14 protein-coding genes and 1 tRNA gene are annotated in these 26221 nt (G+C 68.9%); 7 read left to right on the forward strand and 8 right to left on the reverse strand.

The window, feature by feature from the left end; translation table 11 throughout:
* Positions 1-2: 2 nt before the first annotated feature.
* Entirely contained in the window at positions 3-1211 is a 1209-nt protein-coding gene (locus tag C5O27_RS17975; protein ID WP_005193666.1) for an IS110 family RNA-guided transposase, read from the reverse strand.
* A gap of 355 nt (positions 1212-1566) precedes the next feature.
* Between C5O27_RS17975 and C5O27_RS17980 the strand changes: the two genes are divergently transcribed.
* Genes C5O27_RS17980 through C5O27_RS17990 form a run of 3 tightly spaced genes read left to right on the forward strand, consistent with a single transcriptional unit; the run spans position 1567 to position 5747 of the window.
* Positions 1567-3030, forward strand: a complete 1464-nt coding sequence (locus C5O27_RS17980) for a flavin monoamine oxidase family protein (protein WP_127963294.1) — start codon at positions 1567-1569, stop codon at positions 3028-3030.
* Between the two features lie 33 nt (positions 3031-3063).
* Positions 3064-3699 carry a TetR/AcrR family transcriptional regulator gene (locus C5O27_RS17985; protein ID WP_006357353.1) on the forward strand — a complete coding sequence of 212 codons (636 nt, stop codon included), beginning with the start codon at positions 3064-3066 and terminating at the stop codon, positions 3697-3699.
* 14 nt (positions 3700-3713) lie between these two features.
* On the forward strand, positions 3714-5747 hold the full coding sequence (locus C5O27_RS17990) for a neutral/alkaline ceramidase (RefSeq protein ID WP_127963295.1): 2034 nt from the start codon (positions 3714-3716) through the stop codon (positions 5745-5747).
* A 7-nt stretch (positions 5748-5754) separates the two neighbouring features.
* Here the strand turns inward: C5O27_RS17990 and C5O27_RS17995 are convergent, their stop codons facing one another.
* The 4 genes from C5O27_RS17995 to C5O27_RS18010 form a co-directional block, all read right to left on the reverse strand.
* Complete coding sequence (locus C5O27_RS17995; protein ID WP_127963873.1) at positions 5755-7269, reverse strand: DUF4185 domain-containing protein; 1515 nt, start codon at positions 7267-7269, stop codon at positions 5755-5757.
* A gap of 42 nt (positions 7270-7311) precedes the next feature.
* A complete protein-coding gene (locus tag C5O27_RS18000; protein ID WP_127963296.1) occupies positions 7312-8502 on the reverse strand; it encodes a L,D-transpeptidase in 1191 nt (396 codons plus the stop codon).
* 256 nt (positions 8503-8758) lie between these two features.
* Positions 8759-8831: transfer RNA gene (locus tag C5O27_RS18005), tRNA-Lys, on the reverse strand.
* 143 nt (positions 8832-8974) lie between these two features.
* A complete protein-coding gene (locus C5O27_RS18010; protein WP_127963297.1) occupies positions 8975-9196 on the reverse strand; it encodes a DUF3618 domain-containing protein in 222 nt (73 codons plus the stop codon).
* A 150-nt stretch (positions 9197-9346) separates the two neighbouring features.
* Here C5O27_RS18010 and bcp point away from each other — a divergent pair, with 150 nt between their 5' ends.
* Both bcp and C5O27_RS18020 read left to right on the forward strand, forming a co-directional pair.
* The gene (gene bcp, locus C5O27_RS18015; RefSeq protein WP_005199861.1) at positions 9347-9838 is read left to right on the forward strand and encodes a thioredoxin-dependent thiol peroxidase; all 492 of its coding nucleotides are present in this window, start codon (positions 9347-9349) and stop codon (positions 9836-9838) included.
* Positions 9839-9850: 12 nt separating this feature from the next.
* Positions 9851-10477 (forward strand): TetR/AcrR family transcriptional regulator, encoded by a 627-nt coding sequence (locus C5O27_RS18020; protein WP_006357347.1) that lies wholly within the window; start codon positions 9851-9853, stop codon positions 10475-10477.
* Positions 10478-10506: 29 nt separating this feature from the next.
* Here C5O27_RS18020 and acpS read toward each other — a convergent pair whose 3' ends face one another.
* Both acpS and C5O27_RS18030 read right to left on the reverse strand, forming a co-directional pair.
* Positions 10507-10899, reverse strand: coding sequence for a holo-ACP synthase AcpS (gene acpS / locus C5O27_RS18025; protein ID WP_006868104.1), 393 nt, complete (start codon positions 10897-10899; stop codon positions 10507-10509).
* Between the two features lie 38 nt (positions 10900-10937).
* Complete coding sequence (locus C5O27_RS18030) at positions 10938-20198, reverse strand: type I polyketide synthase (RefSeq protein WP_127963298.1); 9261 nt, start codon at positions 20196-20198, stop codon at positions 10938-10940.
* A 566-nt stretch (positions 20199-20764) separates the two neighbouring features.
* Between C5O27_RS18030 and C5O27_RS18035 the strand changes: the two genes are divergently transcribed.
* Together C5O27_RS18035 and C5O27_RS18040 are read left to right on the forward strand one after the other, a co-directional pair.
* Complete coding sequence (locus C5O27_RS18035) at positions 20765-21190, forward strand: HIT family protein (RefSeq protein ID WP_127963299.1); 426 nt, start codon at positions 20765-20767, stop codon at positions 21188-21190.
* A complete protein-coding gene (locus tag C5O27_RS18040; RefSeq protein WP_127963300.1) occupies positions 21187-21963 on the forward strand; it encodes an SIR2 family NAD-dependent protein deacylase in 777 nt (258 codons plus the stop codon). Before C5O27_RS18035 ends, C5O27_RS18040 begins: the two co-directional genes overlap by 4 nt.
* Positions 21964-21989: 26 nt before the next feature.
* Here the strand turns inward: C5O27_RS18040 and C5O27_RS18045 are convergent, their stop codons facing one another.
* Complete coding sequence (locus C5O27_RS18045; RefSeq protein ID WP_127963301.1) at positions 21990-26144, reverse strand: AAA domain-containing protein; 4155 nt, start codon at positions 26142-26144, stop codon at positions 21990-21992.
* Between the last annotated feature and the right edge of the window lie 77 nt (positions 26145-26221).

The following is a 26221-nucleotide window of genomic DNA, read 5'->3' on the forward strand; positions in this document are numbered from 1 at the left end:
GGCTAGGCGGCAGCCTCCGCGATGGGCGGGCCGGCGCCCCTCGGAGTCCATTCTCGGCCATCACGGATGAGTGCCCACACAACATCAATCAACCGTCTGGCCAGCGAGATGAGCGCATGCACGTGAGAGCGGTTCTCGCGTCGTTTGCGCTGGTAGAACTCCCGTGATGGTCCGTCGCGTTGCGAGCTGTTGAGTGCGGCCATGTAGAACACCTTCCGCAGACCCCGGTGGTAGCGCTGCGGTCTACGCAATGTGCCCCGCCGGTTACCTGAATCATGCGGGACGGGAGCAAGACCGGCGTAGGCAGCCAGTTTGGCAGCCGAGCCGAACGACGTGAGGTCGCCACCAGTGAACGCGATGAGTTCGGCACCACTTCGGGTGCCGATACCGGGTACGGATTCAAGAATCCGGGCGTGGCGGTCTCGGCGGAACACCTCGGCGATCTGTTTATCCAGGTAGGTGATCTGGCGAGTGAGCGCCATCAGCGAGGTAGCCGCCTGCTGCACCAGCAATGCCGTGGTCGCCTCACCAGGCAGAGCGACGGTCTGCGCGGCCGCGGCGGCACGCGCCTTGCTGATCATCTTCGGGATGGTCGGCCGGCGGACTCCTTGACCGCGTAGGTGGTCGTAAATCTCCTCGTCGGAGACCCCATCAATCGCCGACGGTGTGGTGAAGCGGGTGACGAACGCCAAACCAGTCAACGTCGAGTAGTCGAAGCACCGTTCGAGACCGGGGAAGATGCGGGTCAGCAGGCCGCGCAGTCGATTGATGCCTCGTGTGCGTTCGGTGACCAAGTCGCGGCGATGCCCGGTCAACAGGTCGAGTTCGATCGCGACGTCATCAGGGACCGCGACCGTCGCGAGATCACCACGCAGGCGCGCGGTCTGGGCGATCACCACCGCGTCGCGGGCGTCGGTTTTGCCTTCGCCGGCGAAAGCGCCGGTCATGCTGTGCACAACGCGACCAGGTACATAGCGAATGTGTTGGCCGCGGCGGGACAACACCCCTCGGAGGAGGGCCGATTCCGGCGCGGTCATGTCGATCGCCCACACCACCGATTCGACACGGCACGCCTGGTCCACAATCGCTTCGATGGCCGCCTGATCGTTCGGTACCCGACGTGACCACAGCACCGTCCCCGCGTCGTCCACAGCGGCGGCGTGGTGTGCGTGACGGCCGACATCGATTCCTACCCAGATTGTTTCGACCACATGAACCTCTCTGCTCGAACCTGTTGACCTCGTCAGGGGTTGTTTCGCCGGCGCACCTTTACACAGCGACAAGTTCGCGAACACTTCTCAATCAGCGGCCGAAACGACCCGTCACGGTCCGGGGTGGCCTTCCACGCCGAGCCACCGAGGGCACACAGGTGATTGTCGAGCCACGCCCCGAACCGCGGACGAGCGTCCGAGGCGACCGCCCCGGACGTACTCCAACGTAAAGGCGATTGTGCGTTGATCGGGGTGTTGCGCCTCACACTCTCCTGTTACTCTCTCGATACTTCAGGTCATCTGACCTGAACATGTGGTCGATAGCCTCGCCATCACCACGAGATCGGGGGATCACATGGGTACACACCTCTCACGCAGACACTTCCTGGGCGGAACGCTGGCGGCAGCAGGCGCGTCGCTGGTCGGGTCGGGGCGGGTGTCGGCTGCGCCGACGGGGATCGTCGACGTCATCGTCGTCGGCGGAGGACTGGCCGGGCTCGCGGCTGCCAAGGCACTCAAGGCTGCCGGCGCGTCGGTGACCGTGCTCGAGGCCCGAGACCGTGCGGGCGGGCGCGTCCACAACATCTCCTCACCCAAGCTGGGCGCCACGCTCGACGCCGGAGCCGAATTCATCGGGCCCACACAGGGTCACATCGCCGGCCTCGCCCGTGAGTACGACGTCCGGACGCTGCGGACCTACAACGCCGGCGACAGCATCTTCGTCAGCCGCACCGGGACGACGCGGGTACCTGCCGCTCTGCCGATTCCCGCAGTGGCCGACCTCGTCCAAGCGGGTGCCGCGCTGGTCCGGGCCCAGGCCGACGCGCTGGCGGGCTTCCCCGTCGGCCAGCCGTGGAAGCACCCGAACGCCGCCTACCTGGACTCGATCACCTGGGGGCAGTACACCCACCAGATCGCCGACACCCAGACCGCGCGCGACCTCGTGCAGATAGCGATGTCGGCACCGCTGTCGGTCCGTCCCGACGAGGTCTCCGCGCTCTACTACCTCAACTACATCGCGGCATCCGGCGACGAGCAGAACCCGGGAACCCTCATCCGACTCCTGAGCACCGACGACGGCGCGCAGGAGCGACTGTTCGAAGGCGGCGCCGCCCTCATCCCGCTTCGGATGGCCCGCGAGCTCTCGGCGAACATGGTCTACAACGCGCCCGTCCGGTCGATCTCCTACACCGACGGCATCGCGACCGTCGCCGGCGACGCCGGCACCCATCGCGCGCGCCGCGTCATCGTCGCCATGTCCCCCGCCATCGCCGGCCAGATCGACTACCGCCCAGGACTTCCCGCCGCACGCACCGGCATCCACCGCGGCTACCGCATGGGTGCGGTCAGCAAGTTCGCGGCGCTCTACAAGCGGCCGTTCTGGCGCGACAAAGGTCTGTCGGGACAGGCCTACGGCGCTGGACGCCCCATCGACGTGACCTTCGAGAGCTACGCCGAGGGCAACCACATCCTGATGGGCTTCATCTCCGCCGACGCCATGCGCCGCCTCGATCACGCTCCCGAATCCACCCTGGTCAAGGAGTGCATCGCCAACTTCGTCGAGTACTTCGGTCCCGAGGCCGCCGACTTCGTCGACTACGGCGTGTTCAAGTGGGATCTCGAACCCTGGTCGCGCGGTGGGCCGGTCGCGGTGAGCCGACCGGGCACCCTCACCAAATACGGCACCGCACTCCGCGAGCCCGTCGGCCCCATCCACTGGGCCGGCACGGAGACCTCGGACTACTGGACGGGATACATGGACGGAGCGGTCCGCTCGGGGCGTCGTGCGGCACGGGAGATCCTCGGTGATCTCCGGTGACCGAGCTGACGTGAAGGTGCGCCGACCATGAGGATGCCTGTCGAGGAACGGCGAGAACTGCTGCTGGAGTCCGCATTCCGGGTGATCGCACGACGCGGGGTCGACGGCGCGACCACGCGCGCGATCTGCGCGGAGGCCGGCGTCACGCTGTCGACCTTCCACTACGTGTTCGCCACCCGCGACGAACTCCTCGAGGCACTCGTCGAACGCGGAACCGAGAAGGAGTTGACCGCGGTGGGCGCCGCGCTCGGCGAGGGCGCCCAGGACATCTCGCCGGGCCGGGCCGGCGTGGTGGCGATCCTGCAGAGCGCGCTCTCCGCCTACATCGACGGGGTACAGGCCGATCCCGACCGCGAGCAGGCCATGATCTCGCTGAACCAATACGCCAGGCAGACCGACGGACTCAGCGACCTCGGCGCACAGATGTACCTCCGGTACTACGAGGCGATCGCAGACGCGCTCGACGGTGTCGCCGCGGCCACCGGTACCGCCTGGGACCGCGCCTCCGCCGATCTCGCACCGCTCGTCCTCGCCGCCACTGACGGAATCACTCTGTCTTTCCTGAACATCCGCGACCGCGCGATCTGCGACCTCATCGCAGACGCCGTGGTCGCCAACCTGTCGACGCACATCGCCGACAACCCAGAGACCACCCAGGAGAAAGCTTGAAGGGGACACACCACGTGGACGTGACACGGAGACAACTGATCGCCGGTGCGGCGGTGACCGTTGCGGGCGGCGGTCTGGCGCTGAGCACGGCCGGTCGGGTCCCGGCCGCCCCCTCCGACTCGACGAACTACCTCGTCGGCTGCGGTATCGGTGACGTCACGGGCGCCGTTGCCGGACAGGGCATGATGGGCTACTCCAATCCGGAGCAGGTCGCGGCCGGCCTCCTCCAGCGATGCTGGGCGCGCGCCTACATCATCGTCGACCAGGCCACCGGCAAGCGCGTGGTCTTCCTGACCGCCGACATCGCCTGCCTCTTCGAGTCACACCACATGGGGCTGATGGAGAAGCTGAGCAAGCGTTTCGGTTCGCTCTACACCGAGGCGAACGTCAACCTGAACGCGCAGCACTCGCATGCCTCCTGCGGCGGGACCGCCTGGGACTACGCATATTCGCTCGCCGCTTTCGGATTCAAGAAGAACTCGTACGACGCCGAGGTCGACGGCATGTTCGCCGCCATCGTCCGCGCGCACGACAACCTGGCGCCCGGCACGATCACCATCGGTCGCGAGGAACTGCACAACGCCAGCGCGAACCGGTCCAGGGTCGCCTTCGACGCCAACCCGGCGTCGGAGAAGAAGTTGTTCCCCAACGCGATCGACCCGCAGGTCACCGTGCTGCGGCTTCGGCACGCGAGCGGGAGGGACGTCGGGGCCATCACCTGGTTCTCGACCCACGGCACCTCGCTGGCCGATCACAACGTGCTGATCGCCGGCGACAACAAGGGGTACGCCAGCTACCTGTGGGAGCGCACCCAGCCGGGCTTCGTCGCCGCCTTCCCGCAGACGAACTCGGGCGACATGACGCCCAACCTCTCCCTCGAGTGGTTCACACCGAGCGGCCCGACGACCGACAACAAGCGCAACTGCGAACTCATCGGTGAACGCCAGTACGTCGCCGGACGGCGCGCCTTCGAGGCCACCCGCCCGATGACCCGCGGCGGCGTCGACTCGATCACGCGCTACGTCGACATGTCCGCGGTGCGGGTCGCCGGAACCTACACGCCCGACGGGAAACCGGCGTCGACGACGCCGGCGATGATGGGTGCCGCCGCAGCGGCGACCAGCAGCGAGGACAACTACGAGCAGCCGCTCCCCCTCCTCGTCGAGGGCATGACCAATCCCCTCGTGGCCGCTCTCGGCGGCGACAAGAAGCCGCCGATCGCCCCGTGGATGCGGGACATGCAGGCGCCCAAGCTGATTCTCTTCCCTCTCGGACTCATGCCGCCGTCGGGCTGGATTCCGTCGGTGGTCCCGTTGCAGATCATGCGGATCGGGGAACTGGTGCTCGTCGCGGTGCCGGCCGAGGTGACCGTCGTCGCGGGACTCCGACTTCGTCAGGTCGTCGCCGACGAACTGCGCGTCGACATCGACAACGTGCTCATCCAGGGTTACGCGAACTCCTACACCCAGTACGTCACCACCCCGGAGGAGTACGACCTCCAGCAGTACGAGGGTGGCGAAACCCAGTACGGCCGCTACACATTGCCCGCGTACATGCAGGAGTTCGCGAAGCTCGCCGCCGCGATGGCATCGGGCCGCAGCCTGGGGCGCGGTCCGGCGCCCGTCGACAAGTCCGGCTTCCAGCCCGATCTGCTACCGCCGGTCCCCGCCGACCGCCCCATCCCGGGGCACGCCTACGGCGACGTCCTCCGCCAGCCGGGCGGGTCGTACCGTCCGGGGCAGCCCATCACCGTCGACTTCGTCGGCGCGCACCCCAACAACGACTTCCGGCATGGCGGAACGTATCTGGAGGTCCAGCGCCGCGAAGGTGATTCGTGGACGACGGTCGCCGACGACAACGACTGGTCGACCGAGTTCCGCTGGGCACGCCCACCCGGCAGCACCGACACCTCGCGCATCACGATCACCTGGCGACCGCCCGCCGGGACGTCGGGGACGTACCGGATCAAGTACGACGGCAACAGCCGCGACAGCAGCGGCAGGACCCGGCCGATCAGTGGTACATCGAGGACGTTCGAGGTGAGCTGAACCGCGGTCAGCGGATACGCGCTCGCATCAGTGCGACGTTGTAATCGGTCCAGGTCGACATGGTGAAGTACAGGTCCTCACCGCTCGACCACGGGTGCATGAAGCCGCCGTAGAGCTGGTCGTACCTCGACGAGTGGACGAGCTCGGCGGGCTCGGACCAGAGTCCTTGGGGTTCGCGGGCCTTGCGCAGCACGATCCCGCCGCGGAAGGCGTCGAGGTAGGTCAGCTGCCACCGCTTCGACTTCTCGTCGTAACGGGCCGACACCTCGCCGGCCGGTCCGGCGAAGATCACCGACGCGACGTTGCCGTCGCGTGCGGGGACCCAGCGACCGTCTCGCCAGTACTGGTAGGCGGTCTTGTTCAGTACGTGGTCGCGGTGGACCCGCGCGAGGCCGACCGAACCGATCCGCGAGTTGGGCGTGCCGAACATGTACACGTACTCGCCCTGGGGAACCATCGACGACACCTGGAACTGGCTGACGCCGAAGATGTTGTCCCATCGGGCGTACGGGTCCTTGGTCCACGTCGACCCGCCGTCGTCCGAGTACGCCAGCCCGCCGTGGTTGGTCAGCCACGTGCCGGGAATCTTGCCCCAGGTCCGCACCGACATGTAGGTCATGAACTGGCGGTCGCCGATCGCGAAACCCGAGGTCGGGATGACGGTGATCTCGTAGTGGTCGATGCGTCGCGCGCTGAGCAGTTCCGCGGCGTGGCATCGGCTGTCCTGGATCATCGTGTCGATGCTCATCCCGTCGGACAGCTTCGCATCGCTCGAGAACCCGAGCACGTTGGACCGCCAGTCCCGGCCGTTGGCACCCGGCGGGCGGAAACCCTTGCCGAAGGTGTCGCCGAAGACGACCGCGACCTTCCCCGGTGCGGACTCCCACATGATCCCGAGGTCGGTGCCGTTGATCTGCCAACGCTTGTCGGTGCGACTCGTCGAACCCTTACCGGTGAGCGTGCTGACGAGTTCGACGCCGGACACCCGCGGACGCGTCGGCTTGGATGCGACCGGTCCGGCGTCGACACCCGGGGCGACGGCCGCAGGTGGCGGTGGAAGCTCCGGCGGGTTCGGGTTGGGCACCGGAACAGGGATGTTCTTGGGCGCCGGATCGAAGGTGATCTTCGGGAATTCGATGCTCAGCGCGGGCCCGCCGGCGTCGGGTTTCGGCTTGGGTGGGTCGGTGATGTCCGGGCACGGGTCCGAGCACGGGTCCTTCGGCGGCTTCTCCGACGGGATGCGGACCACCGGCTTCTGCGGAGCCGGTTCGGGCACCGGCAGGATCCGCGGGTACGGCAGCGGGATGCTGAACCGGTCGGGCAGCCGCGGGATCAGGTCACGCGGGTCGACCGGACCCTTCTTCGGTTTCGGCGGCAGATCCGCCTCACACCCCGAACTCGGCAACACGACCGACGGTGCTGCGTGCACAACCGCGGCGGAGCCCCCGAGTGCGGTACCGGCGACCACGATCGCGCAGACCGGGACGAACCATCGCAGCCTGCCGATCCGGAACGAGCCCATACGAGAACCGGGTGCGCGGCGCTCGGAAGGACTGGTCATGGATCAGGAGTTGGCCGCGTTGCCCTTGCGCCACTCCGACCACGGGATGTTCCAGTCACCGAGACCGTCGGTGCCGGAGAGCGTGCCGCCCGTGGTGTTCTTGACGACCACCGGGTCGCCGCGCAGCGTGTTGTTCATGACCCAGAGCGCGTTCTCCGGGCTGAGGTTGAGGCAGCCGTGGCTCGTGTTGGTGTTGCCCTGGGCCCACACCGACCAGGGCGCCGAGTGGAAGAAGATGCCGCTGTAGGACATCCGCGTCGCGTAGTCGACGGGGGTGCGGTAACCGTTGGACGAGTTGATCGGGACGCCGTACGTCGACGAATCCATGATGATGTGGTCGTGCTTGTCGGCGATCAGGTAGATGCCGTTGTCGGTCTCGTCGCCCGGCTTGCCCATCGACGTCGGCATGCTCTTGATGACCTGGCCGTCGCGCTCGAACACGACCTGCTTGGTGTTGTCGTCGGCGGTGATCACCATCCGGCGGCCGACCGTGAAGTTGGTGCGGACGTTCTCCTGGCCGTACAGGCCGTCACCGAGGTCGATGCCATAGGTGTTGACGGCGACCCGCACCTTGGTGCCGGGCTTCCAGTACTCCTTGGGACGCCACCGGACCTCGCTGTCGCTGATCCAGTAGAACGCGCCCTCGACCGGCGGATCGGTGACCACCCGGATCGCCTTCTGCGCGGCTCGACGGTTCGGGATCGGCTCGTCGAACTTCACCGCGATCGGCTGTCCGACGCCGACGGTCTCACCCGGGTTGGGGGTCAGGTAGGCCTGCGTCAGGTTGTTGGGGCTGCTGGTCGTGAAGGTGACCTTCTTGGTGACCGCGCCGCCGATGCCGACCGCGTCGGTCTCCAGCGTGTAGGTGCGGTTGTAGCCGAGCGCCTCGTTGCTGACCCAAACCGTGTCGTTGTCGGTGAAGGTGCCCTTGAGCGGGGTCCCGTCCGACTTGGTGATGAGAACCCGGCTGAGCGTGCCCTCGCTCGTGGTGACCTTGATCGGTGCACCCGGCTGGACGCCGACCGTGTTGTCACTCAGCGGCTGATCGTTGAGTTCGGTGATGTCGACAGCGGGCTTGAGCAGATCGTCGAAGAGGCTCGAACTGGTGACGTTGTCGGAGTACGCCGCCTCCTGTGAGCACGATGTCACGAGTGCGATGATCGCAAGCAACACACCACTGATGATCAGTGGCATCCGTCGTGAAGAACGACCGATCCCCATCTCTCTCCCGCCTGTCACGCCCGACTCTGATGACCGGTCGGCCGAATGCCTCCCCGAATCTCGCACCAGTGTACGAGAACCCGGTCTGTGAGCTCCGCTGTGTGTCGTCCGTTCGGCGGCGTGTCCTGCGCACCGCCCGCGACACCGACCTCCGCAGGCCGCTGCGTCACAAACCCTGACATGCCACAAGACGCCTCGCAATTGCTGCGAGGCGTCTTGTGAAACTCTGTGCGCCATCAGGGACTCGAACCCCGAACCCGCTGATTAAGAGTCAGCTGCTCTGCCAATTGAGCTAATGGCGCTTGCCATTTTCGCCTCCGGAGTACCTCCCGGCGGCGAGAAGGAACATTACATGACACCATCCCCAGTTGTGAAATCGCCTGGTCGGAGCGGGTTTGCGCGGGTTTGAGGCCGTCGCTTCCCGGGGTGCCGGCAGCGGCGTGGGTCAGCTGGTGATCTTGCGGACCACGAGCACGAGCACGAGTGCCCCCACGCCGGCGATGGAGTACATGACCGCGGGCTTCTGCAGCGTCGCCAGAGCCTTGGTTTTGGCGTCGTCGGCGAGGCGCTGCGGGTTGGCACGTTCGGCGAGCGCGTCGAGCGTGCTGGCAAGGTCCTCACGGGCCTTGGCGATCTCCTGCTCGATACGTTCGGTGTCTCCGGCCACGTTGCATCCTTCCGGCGCTTCTCGCTCTAGTTACGCGTCGTCACTGCTCACGCGTTGTCATTGACTGTCCAGATCGCCGCCGGACGGCGGCGGTTCGATGCTACGACATCCTCCCGTCGCGGCATGTGACCATGCACTAGCCTGACTGTCATGGCAGAGGTCACTCCCCCGGTGGAGGCACAGCGTTTGTCCGTCGGTGATCGCGCACCCGCGTTCACCCTGCCCGACGCGAACGAGAATCCGGTGTCGTTGTCCGACTATGCCGGACAGAAGGTCATCGTCTACTTCTACCCGGCGGCGTCGACGCCCGGCTGCACCAAGCAGGCGTGTGATTTTCGCGACAATCTCGCCGAGCTGAACGACGCCGGCCTGACGGTGCTCGGCATCTCCCCGGACAAGCCGGCCAAGCTGGCCAAGTTCGTCGAGAAGGAAGGGCTGACCTTCCCCCTGCTGAGCGACCCCGAGAAGAAGGTGCTCACCGAGTGGGGCGCCTTCGGCGAGAAGAAGATGTACGGCAAGACCGTCACCGGCGTCATCCGCTCCACGTTCCTCGTCGACACCGACGGCACCATCGCGCTCGCGCAGTACAACGTCCGCGCCACCGGACACGTGGCCAAGCTGCGCCGCGACCTGTCCGTCTGAGATCCACCTCCGATGACCGAGTCCGCCGAACCGCTGATGCCGCGCAAGCGGCCCACGCAGGAACGAAGCAAACGCAAGTTCCAGGCGATGCTCGAGGCGGCCCGCGAACTGCTGATCGACGTCGGTTTCGAATCGCTGACGTGTGAGGAGATCGCGGCGCGCGCCGAGGTCCCGATCGGGACGCTGTACCAGTACTTCGCGAACAAATACGTCATCGTCTGCGAACTCGACCGGCAGGACACCGTCGACGTCCGCGAGGAGCTGACCGCGTTCGCCACCGAGGTGCCGTCGCTCGAGTGGCCCAGCCTGCTCGAGAAGTTCCTCGACCATCTCGCGGCACTGTGGCGCACCGACCCGTCACGGCGTGCGGTGTGGCTGGCGGTGCAGTCGACGCCCGCCACGCGTGCGACCGCGTCGGAGAACGAACGCGTGCTCGCCGAACAGGTCGCACGGATCATCGCACCGCTCACGCCTTCTCAGCGTGAACGTCGCGAGATGATGTCGCAGGTGCTGGTGCACACGGCGTACTCGTTGCTCAGTTTCTCGGTGCAGGACGGCCACGACCACGACGAGACCGTCGCCGAACTCAAGCGGATGCTCGCGGGCTATCTGCTGCTCGAGGAGTCGACGACGGTCTGAGGGTCGTGGCGGCCCTGAGGGTGTGGGGCCTATCTGCCCTCGAGGATCGCTACCGCCGCCGCGGTGTCCCCGTCGTGCGTCAGGGACACGTGGACGACGGTGTCGCGCAGGTGATTGCCGATCTCGCCGGACAGCCGGATCGCCGGCCTGCCCCAGTTGTCGGTGACGACCTCGATGTCGCTGTGCCGGATCAGGGGCAGCAACGGGGACCGCGAGAACCGGCTCACCGACCAGGCTTTCACGACGGCTTCCTTCGCCGCCCAGCGCGCGGCGAGATGCCGTGCGTCGTCGCCGGTTCCGGCAGCCGAGTCCCGCCGTTCGCCGACCGTGAACCGGTCGGCGAACGTCGTTCCCGGCTGCCGGAGCTGCTCGGCGAACTCCGGGATCGACACGATGTCGATCCCCACTCCGAGAACGCTCATCTCTTCCGGCTTCGCCTCACTGCTCGAATCCGCTGCCGTCACCGGGTTTCCGGAACCGGACCGGACCCGTACACGTCCGCCGCGTCGAGGCGCACCGACGGGTCGAGGAGCATGCCCGCCTCGGCGTCGTGCTCGTCGACCGACTCGTCGAAGCGGCGGTTCGGCGGCCGCTGGTAGGCCGGCTCGCCCCCGCAGATCGACTGCAGGAAGCGCTGGCTGCCCAGGCGCGCACGCTCATCAGCCCGCTTCCGGTAGGTCTCCCGCTCCTCGGGTGCCAGGGAGGCGATGAAGGCCTCCGGGTGGACGACCGCGATGAGCCCGGACACGTGACCGAAGCCGAGGCTGGTCAGCAGACCGGCCTTGAGCGGGAACCGCTCCCCCAGCTGCAGCGTCTCGCGCGGCCACACCAGGTGCGGGTACTCCTTCATCTTCTCGTCGACGCAGTCGAGGCTGCGGTTCGGCGGGATGACCCCGTCGCGGAGCATCTGGCACAGGCCGATCAGCTGGAAGGCCGCGGCACCGCCCTTGGCGTGGCCGGTGAGCGACTTCTGCGACACCACGAACAGCGGGGCGCCGGTGTTGCGTCCGATCGCCTCGGCGAGGCGCTCGTGCAGCTCGGACTCGTTGGGGTCGTTGGCCTTCGTCGACGTGTCGTGCTTGGACACCAGCGCGACGTCGTCGGCGGTGACACCGAGCGAGTTCAGGGCGTTGGCCAGCGGCGAGGACAGCGCACCGCGGGCTGCACCCAGGGCACCGAGCCCCGGAGCCGGGATCGAGGTGTGCACGCCGTCGCCGAAGCTCTGCGCCCACGCCACCACACCGAGGACCGGCAGACCCATCTGCGCCGCCACGTCGCCGCGGGCGAGCAGGATCGTGCCACCACCGGCCGACTCGACGAACCCGCCGCGTCGGCGGTCGTTGGCCCGCGAGAACCGGCGGTCGTCGATGCCGCGTGCGGTCATCTTCGCCGAGTCGGCGGTCGCCGACATCGCACCGAAGCCGACGATGCCCTCGATGCCGAGGTCGTCGAAGCCGCCGGCCACCGCGAACAGCGCCTTGCCGAGACGGATCTTGTCGACGCCCTCCTCGACCGACACCGCTGCCGTGGCGCAGGCCGCGACCGGGTGGATCATCGCGCCGTAGGAGCCCACGTACGACTGGACGACGTGCGCGGCAACGATGTTCGGCAGGGCCTCCTGCAGGATGTCGTTGGCGTTGGCCTCACCGAGCAGGGTGTTGATGTAAAGGTCCCGCATCGAGGCCATGCCACCCATACCGGTGCCCTGGGTGTTGGCGACGAGGCCGGGGTGTACCCAACGCATCAGCTCGCTCGGCGTGAAGCCGGACGACAGGAACGCATCGACGGTCGCGACCAGGTTCCACAGGGCCACCCGGTCGATCGCCTCGACCATGTCGGGGCTGACGCCCCAGCGGGTCGGGTCGAAGCCGGTCGGGATCTGGCCGCCGACGGTACGGGTCAGCGAGAACTTGCGCGGGACACGGATCTCCGTGCCGGCCAGGCGCGTGACCTGCCAGTCGCCGTCGGGATTCTGCGTGACCCGCGTCTTCTCGGGGTTGGCACTCGCGAACGCACGGGCCTCGGCCTCGGAGTTGACCGTGAAGGTCAGGTCCTCGTCGAGGAACACCGAGGTGAGCAGCGGCGAGGTGTTGTCGACCATCGCGCCGTCGTCGGCGTAGCGACGAATGCCGCACCGCGACACGACCTCGTCGTGGTAGCGCTCGGCGATCTCACTCTCCGGCACCGGATCACCGGACTCGGTGTCATACCAGCCCGGCTTCGGAGCCGAATCCCAGTGGATCAGACCGGTGTTCCAGGCCAGCTCGAGAACGCCTGCCGCCGATAGCTTCTCGTCGACCTCCATTTCGAAGCGGGTACGCGCCGAACCGTACGGCCCGAGCTCGCCGGCACCCACGATGACCACCAGGTCCTCGGGACGCGCGTCGATCGTCGGCCATTCCGGACGCATGCTGCGCGGAGCGCGGGCGGGCGCCGGGAGTGCGGCGACGGTGGTCGTCGCCGATGCCTCGTCGGCATCCTCGCCGGCCTCGGCAGCCGCTGCGGCGGTGGCCGCGAGCGCCTTGAGGTCGGTCGAGGCGTCGAGCCCGCCGGTGAAGTCGGCCAGGACCGGAGCGGTCGACGCGGACTCACGCTGCTCGGGGGTGCACAGCGTCAGCAGGTTGGCGGCCATCTCCTCGGTGCTCCAGGTGCGGACACCCGCGGCCTCGACCGCGTCGACCATGCCGTCGTTGTGTCCCATCAGCCCGGTGCCGCGCACCCAGCCGATGAGGGCGTGGGCCAGCGTGGTCTTCGAGCCCCACGACTCCTCGGCCGACCAGCGGGTCACGAGCGCGTCGAGGGCGGCCTTGCTCTCGCCGTAGGCGCCGTCGCCGCCGAACATGCCGCGGTTCGGGGAACCCGGCAGGACCACGTGCAGGCGGGCCGCGATGTCGTGGTCGGAGTGGACCTCCGCCAGCCCGGCGATCAGCCGCTCGACCGACCACAGCAGCACCTTCATCTCCAGCTCGGCGCGAGCGCCGGCATCGGTGAGGTCACCGGCCACCCGCGGGGCGGCGAACGGGAACAGCATCGTCGGCTTCATGGCCGGCTTCACCACCGCGGTCGTGCCGCCGAGGTTCTCGGTCTGCTCCGTGGCCACCCACTCGACCAGGTCGTCGATGTCGGTGTACGACGCCATGTTCGCCGGGGCGATCCACAGCGCGGCACCGGTGCGGGCGTTCTCGCGATAGAGCTTCTTGTAGAAGGCGAGACGCTCGGAGTTCAGTCGCGAGGTGGTCGCGATGACGGTCGCACCGCCGGCGAGGATGCCGGCCACCACACCTGCGGCGATCGAGCCCTTGCTGGCGCCGGTGACGACGGCGATCTCGCGGCTGTAGATCCCCTTCTCGGGGTTCTCGGCGGCGTGCGCGATGGCACCGAAGACGCGGCCGTGCACGGCGTTCCCGTTCGCGAGGGCCTTGCCCTGCCACCAGGTGGCGTGTTCGGCGACGGTGTCGCCGGCTCCGGCGAACCCGCCGACGACCTTCTCGAAGTCGGCGTCGAGCTCCTGCTCGTCGGCCAACCAGAGACGGACGAGATCCTCACGGGCGGTTGCCCACCGGTCGTCGATGAGCACGACCTTGGCGTCGTCGAACGCCGGCGCGACAGTGCGCGCCCAGTCCGATCCGAGTTCGGCACTGACCAGCTCGGCCAGCTCGGCGTTGGGATCGGCCGCGGCCTCGGCGAGGTCGGCGACCTCGGCGAGTCCCAGCTTCTCCAACACCGCGTACGCCGCCGAGGCGAGCGCACCCGACCGGCCGGTGATCTGCTCGGTGAACTCGCCGAGAGCAGCCGCGTCGACCGTTGCCCCACCGCCGGATTCGGCGGCGGGCTTGCCCACCGCGATGCCCTTCTCGGCACCCACGGCGGTGACCGCCTTGTCGATCAACGCGTCGAGCGCGTCGGCGTTGGCGACCGGGCCGTCGAGCAGGTTGCCCAGTGCCTCACCGCGGACCGAGGCCCCGTCCCGCGTACCCAGTGCGAGTGCCACGGTCGTGTGCAGTCCCCAGCCGGGGCCGAGCTGCCACACGCTGCTGACGCGGTCGGTGATGTAGTTCTGGCGCTTGCCCAGCGGGCCGAGGACCTTGCGGACCTGGTCGCTGACCGCGTCGGTGAGTACCGCACCCAGCGGCCGGTAACCGCGGGCGAGGGTCTCGACGGTCGACGACAGCGCGACCATGTCGGCCTCGGCCGCACCGTCGATGGCGCCGAGTCCGAGCTCGCCGCCGATGTCGAGCAGGAGCTGGTTGCGGCGTGAGGACACACCGTCGCACAGCGCCTCGATGGTGTCGGTCGCACCGATCTGGTCGACGCGCATCTTGGTCCACAGGGCGATCACGGACTTCACCGCATCCGACGGGGTGAACGCGATGTCGTCGGGACGCGGGCCGCCGGCGGGAGCAGCCGGAGCCGCGGCCGGAGCCGGTGCCGCCGCTGCCGCCGCGGGAGCAGCGTCCGCCGGAGCGGCGGCCGACTCTGCGGGAGCGTCGATCTCGTCCTCTTCCGGCTCGTGACCGGCATCCTTGGCCAGGATCACGTCGGAGTCGCGTTCGACGTTCACCACCTCGGTGGTGGCCGAGGCGTAGTCGTCGAGCTTGAGGGTGTTGTTGGCCAGACCCGTCAGGGTCGGAGCACCCTTCAGACCGATCTCGACGAAACGCTGCACGGCGAGACCGTCGCGCTCCGGACCGCTGAACAGCAGGTCCTGGGTCTCGATCCAGCGCACCGGGCTCGCGAACTGCCAGGCGAGGAGCTCGATCAGGAGAACGCGGGCCAGCTCGGTGGGCTTGGCGGTCCAGTTGTCCCAGTCGGCGAGGACCTCGTTCAGCGGATCGGACGGCACGAGCGCCGCGATCTCCTCGACGAAATCGCGTCCGAGGTTGAACAGGCGCGGCACCAGGTTCGGAATGTAGCGGCCGATCAGGATGTCGATGTCGATGTCGGCGGGCAGCAGCTCCTCGAGCTTGCCGCGGAACTCCGGCACACCGGCGCGCAGGACGCTGGAGTGGAACGGGACGTCGATACCCGGGATGAGGATGAACGCCCGCTTGCCACCGAACTCGGCACGGCGACGGTCGATCTCGGCCTCGAGGTGCTCCAGGCCCCGGACCGTGCCGGCGATCGCGTACTGCGAGCCGAGCAGGTTGAGGTTGACGACCTCGAGGAACTCACCGATCTCCGCACCCAGGCCGGAGACGAAGCCGGTCACGTCGGCGTCGGCGAGACCGAACTGGCTCGGCCGGATCGCGGCCATGCGGTAGTCGCTGCGGCCCTGCTCATCTCGCGGAACGAGATGGTGCATGGCCTCGCCGCGCTGGAACACGACCTCGAGGACCGCCTCGAGCGGCAGGACGCCGGCGCAGGCGGCGAGAGCGTTGTACTCGCCGACGGAGTGACCACAGGTGATGGCGCCCTCGACGAAGCCGCCGGCCTCCTTGAGTTCGGCGATCTGCGCGACACCGAGGGTCGCCATCGCGACCTGGGTGAACTGCGTCAGGTACAGCACGCCGTCGGGATGGTTGTAGGTGGTGCCGTTGGCGACCAGGGTCGTCGGGTTGTCCCGCACGACGGCCAGGATCGAGAAGCCGAGCGCCTTGCGCGTGTGCTTGTCGGCGCGATCCCAGATCTTACGGGCTGCCTTGGACCGCGACCGGGCGTCGAGGCCCATGCCCTTGCTCTGGATGCCCTGCCCCGGGAAGGCGTAGACGGTGCGCGGCGCGGCCAGGAGGCCGGTGGCGCTCATGACGAGGTTGTCGCCGACCTTGGCGCTGACCTCGACGACCTCACGGCCGTTGTCGAGGCCGACACGGTCGACGCGCACGGTGATGGTGTCGCCGAGGCGGACCATCCCCAGATAGCGTGCAGTCCAGCCGATCAGCGGTCGCGGCGACGGGGTCGGGTTCTTCGAGTCGGTCGCGGTGACGACCTGCTGCGCGGCAGCCGACAGCCACATGCCGTGCACGATCGGGTCGCCGAGTCCGGCCAGCTTGGCTGCCGAGGCGTCGGTGTGGATCGGATTGCGGTCACCGGAGACGACGGCGAAGCCGTGCATGCGGTTCGGCGCGGTGATGGTGGCCGAACGGAGCAGCTTGCGGGTGGCCGACTGCTCGGCCTTCGGGGCACCGCCCGCGCGGAGCGGGTCGGTGAGCTCGGCGGCACCGAGGCGTCCGCGGATGGCGAAGCGCTCGTCGAGGGTGGCGATCGAACCGGCAGTCCCGGCGATCTCCACCGAGACCTCGACGACACGGCCCACGTCGGAGTCGCGGACCGCGCCGGCACGGGCGGTCACCGTCAGTTCGGCGGTCTCCGTGGGGATCTCACCGGTGAGAGCGATCGCATGGTCGAGGTGGACCAGGTCGAGCAGACCCTCGACGACCGGTGCGCCGGTCTCGGTGCGGGCGGCACCTATCACGCTGAACACGCTGGGCCAGCAGGCGCCGACCAGGGTGTCGGGGACGGCGAAGCCGAAGGGCTCGGTCGGGGTGGTCGGACGCAGGTGCGCGGGCAGGGAGAAGCCGGTCACCGATGCATGGTCGGCCACCGAGTCGGGCTGCCAGGTGATGGTGGTGGTCGCGGTGCCGTCGGTCACCTCGGCGAGTTCGCCGCCCGCGGCGACCGTGAGGATCTCGGTCATCGCGCCGGCTGCCTCGTCGAGTCCGACGACCGGCGATCCGCCGTCGCGCACGCCGAGACCGGCGAGCAGCGGGATGCGCACGGCCGCACCGGAGATCGGGACGACGAGATCGAAACGGACGACGCCGTTCTCGGTACCGGTCTGCTCGATGACGGCGCCGGTGGGCTCGTGCTCGGCACGCTCGGGGGCGACGATCGACCAGGCGGCGCGGTCACCGAGGAGGGCGACCGGGCTCGGGACGATCCGTCCCGCCCAGCTGACGTCGTCGGATTCCAGAACAGCGGTCAGGACGCCGGCGTCCTCGACCAGTCCGGCACGGTGTCGCGAGGCAACCTCCACCGAACGCACACCTGCGGTCAGCAGGTCGGTGACGACCTGCGCCTCGAAGCGGTCCAGCAGCTCGCCGACCGGCTCGTCGACGCGGGTGATGCCGGCAACGGCGACCGGACCGGGGATGACGCACACGGCGTCGGCGCCGTAGCGCGTGTCGTGGGCCTGCCACAGCGAGTCACTGCGCCACCAGCGGCGCACGTCCTTGTCGATGACCGGCACGAAGTTGACCGGCTTGCCCGGGGTGCGGCACTGCTCCAGGAAGAACGAGACGTCCGCGGGATGCAGGATGTCGGTGTCGATCTCGCGGTAGACGCTGCCCAGCGCGTCGATCGCGGCGTGCGGGTCGTCGGTGGACGACAGCTCGGCGAACATCGTCGGGATGGGACCCGAGTCCTGCGGGTGCATGCGGGCCTCGGTGCGCTGCAGCATCTCGACGAAGCGCTGCTGCCAGGTGATGTCGGCCCACGGGTGCTGATCGCCGTTGGCGTCGCCGACCGCGAGGGTGGCGTAGCGGTCGAGCCATTCGCGGTAGGTCATCTCGGCGACGTCGCCGAAGTACGGCTTGGCGGTGTCCGCCATCGCCGCGATGATCTCGTCGCGGCGTGCGGCGACGGCCTCGGCGTCACCGGCGACCTCGTCCAGCAGACGGCCGCAGCGGGACGCGGTGTTGTCGACCTCGTGGATGTCGGCGCCGAGCTGCGAACGGCCCGAAGCCATTCCGGCGGTCGCGTGGCCTGCACCGATCCACTCGTCGATACCGACGGTGTCGACGAGGAGCTGCTTGACCTCGGGAGTGGTGGTGGCCTCCTTGGCGGCCATCGCCGCGGTGCCGATGAGGATGCCGTCGAGCGGCATCAGCGGATAGCCGTAGCCGCTCGACCAGACGCCGGTCAGGTATTCGCTGGCACGCTCCGGGGTACCGACGCCGCCGCCGACGCAGATGACCACGTTGGGTCGGGCGCGGAGTTCGCCGTAGGTGGCGAGCAGCAGGTCGTCGAGGTCCTCCCACGAGTGGTGGCCACCGGCGCGGCCGCCCTCGATCTGGACGATGACCGGATGGTGCGGGACCTCGTTGGCGATCCGCACAACCGAACGGATCTGCTCCACGGTGCCCGGCTTGAAGGCGACGAAGCGGAGTCCGGCCTCGACGAACTCGTCGACGAGGGCGACCGCGTCCTCGAGTTCGGGGATGCCGGCGGAGACGATCACGCCGTCGAGCGGCGCGCCCTGGGCACGGGCCTTCTGCACGAGGCGTTTGCCACCGAGCTGCAGCTTCCACAGGTACGGGTCGAGGAACAGCGCGTTGAACTGCGCCTCGCGACCCGGCTCGAGCAGGTCGGTGAGAGTGGCGATGTTGCGGGCGAAGATGTCCTCGGTGACCTGGCCTCCACCGGCGAGCTCGGCCCAGTGGCCGGCGTTGGCCGCGGCGGCGACGATCGCCGGGTCGACGGTGGTCGGGGTCATGCCCGCGAGCAGCATCGGCGAACGTCCGGTGAGACGCGTGAACGCGGTCTCGACGACGGTCCGGCCGTCGGGCAGCTCGACGAGGGTCGGGGCGAACTGGGACCACGGGGTGGCGACCTCGGGCACCCCGCCCGGGCTGAAGAGGTTGCGCTGTCCGACGCGCAGGGCGGCGGGGACGAGGCCGACACCCTGGCCGCGGACGAGCGATGAGGTGAGACGGGTGGCGATGTCGCCCGGACCGAAGTCGAGGATCCACTTGGCACCGCCGGCGACGACCTCGTCGACCGAGGAGACCCAGTCGACGTGTGCGACGAGGATGTCGTGGGCGTGACGGGTGGCGAGCTCACGGTCGATGCCGCAGCGGTCGGCCCAAGCGCCGACGAGTTCGACGGCCTCGGCCATGTTCGGGTGGTGGAAGGCGACCGACACCTGCAGGTGGTCGAACTTCGGGGCGAACGGTGCGCCGCCGGTCAGCTTGCGCTTGCGCTCGTCGGCTTCGGCGGCGGCGATCCGCTCGCAGAGCGCGACGAAACCGGCGAGGTGACGCGGGGCGCCGGAGAGCACGAGTGCGTTGCGGCTGTTCTTGATCGAGACGACGGGCGCGGTGGCCAGGTCGCTCTCTGGCAGGGTCGCGCGGTACTGGGCGAGGACCTCGTCGACGCGTGCCGGGGTGACGTTGTTGACCGCCAGCATCGGCGTGCCGTCGGTGGTGACCCCGAGGCCGCGGCGACGCGCGATGAGCGAACCAGCGGCACCGATGAGGTGGGCGACGGCGAGCAGCAGGCCCTCTCCGGCTTCCGCGGCGTTCCCCTCGGCTCCGACCGCGTCGGTGGCCAGCGACCCCTGCGAGTGTCCGATGACGGCGCTGGGCGGGATGCTCGCGGTGTCGAGACCCTGCTTGCGTAACGCCTCGATGGCGGCCAGCTGGGTCAGCAGGACCCCGGGACCCGAGAGGGTGAAGTCGGCGAGAGCGGCCTCGGTGGGCACCTCTTCGCCCGCGTCGTGCGCGTGGACCCACGCGAGGGGGTGGAAGCCGTCGGCGCGCGCGACGACGAGGTCGTCGGCGACGGGTGCGACGAGCCGCTCAGCGGCCTCCACGATCCCGCCGATGCGGTGTTCGAGGTCGGCGTCGACGACCAGTTCGGCCAGCGTCGGCAGCCACGCGCCACCCTGACCGCCGAAACTGATCGCGTAGGGCTCGCCCTGGGCGAGCCGGTCAATGAGTGTGGTGGTGGGGCGCTCTGCGTTGGCGGCGCCCTGCGAGCCGGTGCGGAACTGGTCGACGGTCACGAGTACTCCTCTGTGGTGGTCGGTCTCGGTGGTCGGCGGAGTGTCTTGGTGCCGGCGCGCGCGCCGGCGGGTGTCTTGGGTGCAGGCGGGAGCGCCGGCGATTCCTCGTCGGTGAGAACGGGGGGTCGCCCACGACACCGGGGCATCGCAGGCGGAAACGAGAGCGGCAGCCCTGCCTGATTCGAACTACTTGGTACAACTGATGAACACGCCTGCCACACAGGGACATCGGCGCTCCCCGGCTCATGGAGGAGTCGCTTACGACGTGAACGTGACACCCATGATGACACACGAAAGTGAGGGATTCCTCATGTTTCCGGGTGACCTGTCGGTATACCCATCAGTAACCCCGCGGGTAACTTGAAAGACCATGTCAACAACCATCCGAAGGGTTGCGAAACATGCTGGCCAGACAACGTACCCGAGGGTATGTCGGCCGCCGAACGCGCGCTCGGTCAACCGTTATGAAACCGTGATGTGATGCGGACCACTTGCCGGTCCGACGGCGCGTCCACGGCGTTCGCATGGTGCCCGGACGCGCTCCGCCCGTGCCCTAGAGTCGCCCCATGAGCAGTTGCATCTTCTGCGCCATCATCGCGGGCACGGCTCCGGGCCGGATCGTCTATTCCGACGACGACGTCGTCGGTTTCCTCGACATCCGGCCGGTCACCCGCGGGCACACCCTGCTCGTCCCCCGAGTCCACTCATCCGGTCTCGACGACCTCGACCCGACGCTCGGGGCGGCCCTCTTCGCCGCCGGACAGCGCGTCGGCTCGGCACTGAAGGCCGGGCCGATGGCCGCTGACGGGGTCAACCTCGCCCTCAACGACGGCCGCGCCGCGTTCCAGACCGTCTTCCACACCCATCTGCACGTCGTGCCCCGCCACGCAGGCGACAAGCTCAGTTTCGCCAAGGGTCTGGTCGTGCGCCGCGATCCGGACCCCGACGAGACCGCCGACCTGGTGCGCGCCTCCCTCGAGGCCGCGGGATGACCGGGCCGACCATCCCCGAGGCCGTGATCGACCTCGTCCGAGACGCGGACTGGATCACCGTCTTCAGCGGGGCCGGCGTGTCGGCCGAGAGCGGGATCGCGACCTTCCGCGACGTGCAGACCGGACTGTGGGAGACATTCGATCCCGCCGAACTCGCCACCCCGGAGGCATGGGAACGCGACCCCGCACTGGTCTGGGGCTGGTACCGGTGGCGAGCCCGCGAGGTGCTCGCCGCCGAACCGAACGCCGGACACCGAGCACTGGCCGAGCTCGGCGCCTCGCGCACCGTCATGGTCGTCACCCAGAACGTCGACGACCTGCACGAGCGTGCCGGAAGCGACGTGGTCAGCCACCTCCACGGCAGTCTCTTCGCGCCGCGCTGCTCGGTGTGCCACACCCCGTACGACGGTCCGGATGCGCGGCCGTCGGCAACCGATCCGGACACCGAGCACGTGGAGCCCCGGGTCACTCCGCCGACCTGTCCGAGGTGCGGCGGCGACGTCCGCCCCGGCGTCGTCTGGTTCGGGGAGTCGCTGCCGACCGACGACTGGCAGCGGGCCGATCAGGCGTTCCGCGCGAGCGAGGTGGTCATCGTCGTCGGCACCAGCGGAATCGTGTACCCGGCGGCATCACTCCCCGAACGCGCTGTCCGCGAGGGCATTCCGGTGATCGAGTTCAACCCTGCCGAGTCGTCGGTGACCGACTTCGCCACGCACAGCCTGCGGGTGTCGGCCGCCGAGGGCCTACCGGCTCTGCTCCGCGCGCTGGGCTGACGGTCCACTCGCCACTCCCCCGCGCGTCACTCCCCGGCGGTCAGGTCGATCGGCGTCCACGTCGGGGCGACCTCTGCGGCCGGACGTGCCGTGAGCGATCCGGGCTTGCAGCCACGCGCCTCGAGGGCCGCGGCGACCGCATCGATCACCCGATCCGGGTCGAGTTCGAACTCCGACTCCCGGACCCGGGCGAATTCCCAACCGCAGCGCCGCAATTCACGCTCGCGCTCGAGATCCGAGCGGGCCTGGCGTCCGGTCCCGGGGAACGCGTCGGGATCGCATTCGACGGCCATCCGGGCGTCGGCACCGAGGACAACCAGGTCGATGATCCGGTTGTTGACGGTGACCTTCGGGGTCACGTGGTAGCCCAGTGCCGCGAGACGGTTGAACACCCGCTGTTCGAGTAGGTTGTCGAACGGCTCGACGCGGAGGTCGTCGGGCACGTCGGTCGGCATCGGACTGATCGCGAGACCCTCGTTTGCGGTGAAGTAGGACAGCAGCGAGTACCGGAGGTCGTTGTGCCGCAAGTCTTCTGGTCCGATTGAATGGAACAGCCAGACCTGGTCCATCGCGCGGGTGGCCGCGACGTTGATCCGTCGCTGCGATTCTGCACGCGTCAGTGCCGAGATGGCCGTCGGATCGGAGACGACCATGGACAAAAAGATGACGCGGCGCTCGTCGCCCTGGAAGTCCGGCGGGGTGCCCACCCGGATACGACGGGTGCGCCACGCCTCGGCATCGAGCCCGTTGCGTAGGGCCCGTTCCAAGGCCTCCGCCTGTTTGGTGCCCTGCAGCGCGATCACGCCGAAGTCCCGGCCGTCGTAGGCCGGATCGGCCAGACAGTCGCGCAGCGCCCCGAGGATCGCCTCCACCTCGGCGTCGTTCACGAGGCCCGACCCGCTGCCGGTGGCCTCGCCGTCGACCGCAACCGTGCGCAACGGCTCGAGTCGGTCGGAGCCGTACTGCCGCACCGGGATCAGCGGCGCCTTGCCGTAGAACTGCCGCGACGAGAACTCGATGATCTCCGGCATCGACCGGAAGTGCTCGCGCAACCCGACGACGTTGCCGAACCGGCTGCGGAGCAACGAGAACAGACTCGACCGCGGGGTGAGTCCGTCGCGGAGGTAGGTAGGGAGATCCGGCAGTGCGGCGTCGAGCTCGGCGAAGGCGTCGTCGAGTGTGGTCCCGGCGAGTCCCACCGGCGCACACTGCTTGTCGTCGCCCACGACGATGATCCGCGGCGCGAGCCACAGCAGGAAGGAACTGGTGATGTCGGCCTGCGACGCCTCGTCGACGATGACGACGTCGAAGGAGTTCCGGCGGGGCGGGAGCGTCTCGGCGACCTGGTTGATCGACATGATCCAGGCCGGGATCGCGTTCTGCGCCACGGCCATCGCCTCGCGCGCGGCACGCCGGAACCGGTTGGCGTGCTTGCCCGACCCCTTGCCGAGGTTGATCATGTGGTCGCGGTAGGACTGCAGCGCCTGGATCTCGCCGGTCGTGGTGCGCCCGAGCAACTCCCGCCAGGCACGCGCCGAGGCGAGACGGGTGGTCAGCTGCGCGACGTCGACCTCGATGGCATCGAGGTCGGCCGAGATCCGGGTTTCGGAATGCACGTCGCTGCGTTCGGACACCCACGTGTGGGCGTACCGCCACGCCCAGGCGGCAGCCATCTCCCGCGCGCGTTCGGACCAGATCGGATCGCGCGGCGTCGCCCAGATCGTCCGGACCAGTTCCGGAGCGCGGCTCTTGAGTCGCAGTTCGAGGAGATCGAGCGCGTTCTCCGCATTCGCCTGCTCCTGGGCCTTGAGGAAGGCTCGGCGGGCCGTGCGGATCCCGGCGGCGTCGGCGGTGCCGAGCGCGGCGAGTAGTGCATCACCTTCGGATGACGGGCCCTTGTCGAGTTCGGCGGCCAGCCCGTAGGTGCAGTCGGCCAGTTCCCGTTCGGCCAGGGCCGCGTCGTTGGCGGCGGCGATCGAACCCGCCTGCCCGGCCACCTCGGCGATCTCCGCGACGCTGCGGGGGCGCGGGCCACCGGGGCTGATCGCCTCGAGTTCGTGGACGAGATGATCGCGCCCGGTGACCAGACGCGAGATCCACGCGAGCTGCGCGTCCAGCCTGACGAGCCGATCGACCTGTGCGGACCGGGATCCGGAGGCATCGATCGGCACGTGGAGGTCGGCCAGGATGCGATGGACCTGGTGGACGGCGTCGACGACCGTCAGGTGGTCGGCCACCCTTCGCAACGACACCTCGTCCGTCGGGACCCGACCGTCGACGGTCGCCCGTACTTGCGCCTCCTCGACCGCGCGCTGCTGCGGGGAGCGGCGCAGCCGGCCGCGCCATTGGCCACCCTCCGCCAGATGTTCGGCGGCTGCGTCGAACAGCGCCGCATCGCCCGGGCGGTCCCCCTCGACGAGAACCGTGTGGGCGCCCAGGTCGCGGTCGCGCCGGGCGGCCTCGGCGATCACCGGGGACAGGGTCGTCACGCGGGACCACAGGTGGGACGCGTTGCCGGCCAGCAGCCGATCGGCCATGTCGACCATCGGGGCCGGAAAGGACGCCACCTCGCCCGCGGCCACGCCCAGCTGTTCGCAGATCTCCTTGATGGTGAGAAGTCGTTCGCTGTCGACGCCGTCGAGAGACGGGAGCAGCGCTCCCGTGCCGCCGTGGGTTTCCTTTGGTCGGGCGGCGATCCGCGCGCAGATCGTGTCCATGTCGCCGGGCTCCGGCAGATGATCGGCGAGCTCGGGGAACCGCTGGGTGAGACGGCCGCGGTCGCCGCCGGTCACCTGGAGGAGTTCGACGAGCCGGGCGAACTCCGAGGAATCCAGGGGCGGGACCGCACCCTCGAGTCCCGGCGGCATCCAGTCGAAGCGCTCGGCGTCGCGCTTGACCTGCCGCACGATGTCCGCCGGGGTACCCCGATAGTCCCCCGCCACCCACTCGTGGACCTCGGTCTCGCCGGCGCGCAGATCCCACAGCTCGCGCATGAGCTGGTCGCGCTGGGTCAGGGCGTGGTCGCGGCGGGCCTCGAGGTCGGCGATCTCGGCGTCGGCGACGGACACCGAGAACGCGGCCTTGCGCGCGGCGAGGTTCTCGACCACCGACACGATCGTCTCGGCATGGTCCTGGGAGATGTCGGCGATGGACACCGTGAGTTCGCGCAGCGCGGGCGGGAGCATGTCGCGCAGCACGTGGAGCGCATGCGCCTTCTCGCTGACGACCAGCACGCGCTGCCCCTTGGCGAGCAGCGCGGACGTCACGTTCGCGATGGTGTGCGTCTTGCCCGTACCGGGCGGCCCCTCGACCACGACGCCGCTGTCGTGGCCCAGCCGCACGAGCACGTCGCGTTGCTCGACGTTTGAGGGCAGCGGGAAGAGCGCGTCGGCGATGAGACGTTCGGGTGAGAGCACGGCCGGCGCGTCGAGCGCGCCCAGCCGATCCTCGGCGTCGATCGGTTTGACCAGCTGGGCCAGGCCGACGGGCACGCTCGCATCCTCGTCGCGCAGGTCGTCGATGATCGCGTCGTAGAAGGCGAGCGAGTTCTCGACACCGCGGCGTCGCAGGACGATCGCCGGTCGCATGTCGAGCGAGAGGGTGGCGCGGTCGGCGTCGATCTCGATTTCCCCCAGCCACTCGCCCACGAGATCGGTGACCTTGCCGGCGACGACCGACGGCTGCTCGGCGAGTCGGGTCCGGGTCTTCATCGCGCCGGCGAGTTCGAGTCCGTCGACCGCGGCGAGCAGATGGGTGTCGTGCATGGTCGGCGCGGAGCCCGCGCCGAGGGACACGCGGATGGCGCCCGACTCGTCGCGGTCGGCGACCACTGCCTGTGTGAGGAGATGCTCGCGGACGAGAGGTTCGGAGCCGGCGTCGTCGTGGACGGTGACGAGGGCGTTGGCCAGGACGAGTTCGAGGGTCTCGGGGCTCTCGGTCAGCTCGTCGACGAGGCGGGCGACATCGGCGTGTGCGGTGTCGGCGGGATCGATCTCGACGACGACCTGCCCCGGCGCGGCCGACGCCCGCACCGAGATGGGCGTCGAGGCGCCCACCCAGACGTGGCCTGCGTGTTCGTCGATGTCCCGGACATCACCGGAGCGCGAGCGGACGACGTCCCTCAGGAACGCCATCAGCCGGGTGACCTGGTCTCGCAGTGTCTCGCGAGTGTCATCCTGCATCCGATGGGTTCCTCTCGTCGCCGGCGTTCCTACGCTATCAAGCCGCTGGTCAGGAAAGCGGAACTGCCGCACCGTAT

Source organism: Gordonia alkanivorans (assembly GCF_004011905.1).
Lineage (GTDB): Bacteria > Actinomycetota > Actinomycetes > Mycobacteriales > Mycobacteriaceae > Gordonia > Gordonia alkanivorans.